Source organism: Acidiplasma cupricumulans (assembly GCF_001402935.1).
Lineage (GTDB): Archaea > Thermoplasmatota > Thermoplasmata > Thermoplasmatales > Thermoplasmataceae > Acidiplasma > Acidiplasma aeolicum.
On sequence record NZ_LKBH01000214.1, the window covers coordinates 1 to 1,248 of the forward strand.

A 1,248-nucleotide genomic window follows, 5' to 3' on the forward strand; every position below is an offset into this window, starting at 1 on the left:
CCGATCTACTTTAAATAAAGACTTTAATTTATTTTTTAATAGATTTATATAATGAGAAAAATTTAAATTTTAATAAGCATTTTAACCCATAATGGTATACCTGCTTTTCCCAAAAAGAATCACGCTTGAAAATAACATATCCCTGGAAATAACAAAGGATAAGGTGAAGGATGAGGAGCTATTTGCCCTTCTTGTTCCAGAAGAAAGGGTGGATGAGGTGGTAAATTATCTTAAAAAGAATGAGGGGTTTTCAAGTGCGCTTCCAAGCTTTGATAAGGGGGAGGATTATGGTATTTCCAGGATTCTTATTCCACCATGGGAGCTGCATATGAGAATATATAACTACTGCATAATTCCTGGAATGGCAAAAATTAATGCCCATATAGAAATTGCCAGAAAATACCTGCAACATCTTAATTTTAGATATGTCCAGCCTGTAATATATGAACCTTATAAGTTTTACAAAAAAATTTTTTCTGAATTTTTGCTTTTATATAATTCCAGATATACCGTGCAGAATATTGATGAAAATTACTGGTTCAGGCTTCAGAATCCTGTTGGAAGGCTAATACCATGGACACCATCAGGTGTTATATCATACACATTTAGCAGCATTGCTGAAAGGATAAGAAGGGCATCAAAAAAATAAATTTAAAAAATATTATTTATTTTTCCTGATAACTGTTTTTAAAGGTACCTTTTTCTTTGGCTTTAAAATCAGACCAATGATGATAATTATAATGCCAGCAATAAAGATAAAAACGCCGGAGATCATTGCATAATATGCAATCATTATATCCCTGTATTCAGATGATGATTCTAGTGAGAAACCCATATTTGAAGGCTTGCTGCTATTAAAAACCACAAATACATAGGTGCCTGAATTAAGATTACTGTATTCCAATCCGCCGGTAACTGACCTTGATGGTTTTATTGCATTCTGCGAAATATTTTTTGACGTAACATATGATAGCTGTGAATATTTAATAAGACCCGAATCATTGCCGGGATTGGCAATTATAATAACATCCCCTGTAACATAGTACATCCTTGATGTTCTGTACTCACCAGCCTTTACTGGCTCTAATTGCGTATTGGTTGGGGCCTTATCGATGGTCATAAAACCTGCAAGGCCCATGGCAACCCCAAGCATTAATAATATCAGGCCAATGGTGGCAATTTTTTTTATCATTACCAGTTTATTATTTTAAATTATATAAATTATTATTTAATAGATCGGAAGAGCAC

General features: G+C 33.4%; 2 protein-coding genes. One reads left to right on the plus strand and one right to left on the minus strand.

The window, feature by feature from the left end:
* Positions 1–91: 91 nt before the first annotated feature.
* A complete protein-coding gene (locus AOG55_RS06390; RefSeq protein ID WP_052656882.1) occupies positions 92–649 on the plus strand; it encodes a hypothetical protein in 558 nt (185 codons plus the stop codon).
* A 12-nt stretch (positions 650–661) separates the two neighbouring features.
* Here AOG55_RS06390 and AOG55_RS06395 read toward each other — a convergent pair whose 3' ends face one another.
* The gene (locus tag AOG55_RS06395) at positions 662–1,192 is read right to left on the minus strand and encodes a hypothetical protein (protein WP_054964048.1); all 531 of its coding nucleotides are present in this window, start codon (positions 1,190–1,192) and stop codon (positions 662–664) included.
* Positions 1,193–1,248: the final 56 nt, after the last annotated feature.

Bases quoted from the DNA above. Each gene is read 5' to 3' on its own strand.
- AOG55_RS06395 (WP_054964048.1), bottom strand. From the start codon at position 1,192: ATGATAAAAAAAATTGCCACCATTGGCCTGATATTATTAATGCTTGGG.
- AOG55_RS06390 (WP_052656882.1), top strand. From the start codon at position 92: ATGGTATACCTGCTTTTCCCAAAAAGAATCACGCTTGAAAATAACATA.